1 protein-coding gene is annotated in these 1,048 nt (G+C 47.3%); it reads left to right on the top strand.

Annotated features, from left to right (window positions below):
• On the top strand, nucleotides 1-1,048 hold a 1,048-nt coding region (locus ACWPVL_RS11640), incomplete at both ends, for an MBG domain-containing protein (RefSeq protein WP_454389172.1).

Genomic DNA, 1,048 nt, shown 5'->3' with positions numbered 1-1,048 from the left:
CTGGTCGACACAACCGATTTGTCAGGCACTGTTACGATTACACCAGCAGCGGCCACAGCCACGGGCAACGATGTCACCTTTGTTTATGATGGACACACCAAAGCGAGTGGGGCTAAAGGTATTCAAGCCGCATTGAAACTTGGAGACACAGAGCAAAGGGTAGCTCTGTCTCTAGCAGATATTGTTGTTAATAATGACGGTGTCAATGCTGGTCAGTATAGCTACAAGTTAAGTGAGACTGGTATCGCTAAGTTGCAACAAGCAGCGGGAACTAACTATCAGTTAAGCACGACTGACTTAGCGGGTAACATTACGATTACGCCAGCCGTTGCCACAGCAGATAGCAATGACGTTTCGTTTGAGTACGATGGTAAGACAAAAGCCAGTGAAGCTAAAGGTATTCAAGCCACGGTTAAGCTGGGTGAGTTTGGACAAGTTGTTGCTCTAACATCGGCTGATATTGTTGTTGTGAATGATGGTGTAGATGCAGGCAAGTACAGTTATCAGCTGAGTGACGCTGGTAAAGCCAAGTTACAAGCAGTAACTGGAAATAATTATCAGTTGACTGCAGACGATTTGGCCAAGGTTGCTGGAACTATCACGATCACGCCAGCTACCACCACAGTTGATAGCAATGACGTTTCATTCGAATACGATGGTAAGACCAAGGCCAGTGAAGCCAAAGGAATTCAAGCCATAATCAAACTAGGCGAAGGCGAAAAGACCGTTTACCTGACGTCAGCTGACATTGTTGTTGAGAATGATGGTGTAGATGCAGGTCAGTACAATTATCAGCTGAGTGATACTGGCAAAGCCAAGTTACAGTCAGCAACCGGAAATAACTACCAGCTAACGGCAGACGATCCCGCTAAGGTCACGGGAACCATCACGATAACGCCGGCCGTTGCCACAGTGGCCAGCAATGACGTTTCATTCGAATACGACGGCAAGACGAAAGCCAGGGAAGCCAAAGGTATTCAAGCCACGGTCACGCCAGGTGAAACTGAAAAAAAGGCTGGCCTGACATCGGCTGATATTGTTGTTGCCA

Source organism: Streptococcus sp. Marseille-Q8145 (genome assembly GCF_965112035.1).
The sequence above is the reverse complement of the archived record's forward strand: the minus strand, read 5'-3'. Positions and strand labels throughout refer to the sequence as shown.